Here is a 229-nt window from a genome sequence, read left to right on the forward strand (position 1 = left end):
CTTCTTCTTTCTCCTTTTTTTCCTTTTTCTTTCTTTTTTTCCTTTTTTTTTCCTTCTCCTTTTTTTTCTTCTTTTTTTTTTTTTTTCTTTTTCTTTTTTTTTTTTTTTTCTTTCTTTTTTTTTTTTTTTTTTTTTTTTCTTTTTTTTTTTCTTTTTTTTCTTTTTTTTTTTTTTCCTTTTTCTTCTTCTTTGTTTTTTCTTTTTTTTTCCTCTCTGCTTTTTTTTTTTT

General features: G+C 17.0%; 1 protein-coding gene. It reads right to left on the reverse strand.

The annotated features are described in order from the left end of the window. Window positions 1-229 (reverse strand): hypothetical protein (locus MTCD1_RS23910; RefSeq protein WP_200818736.1); only part of this gene is annotated, 229 nt, incomplete at both ends.

Origin of the sequence: Colwellia marinimaniae, assembly GCF_002207865.1 — a bacterium.
GTDB lineage: Bacteria > Pseudomonadota > Gammaproteobacteria > Enterobacterales > Alteromonadaceae > Colwellia > Colwellia marinimaniae.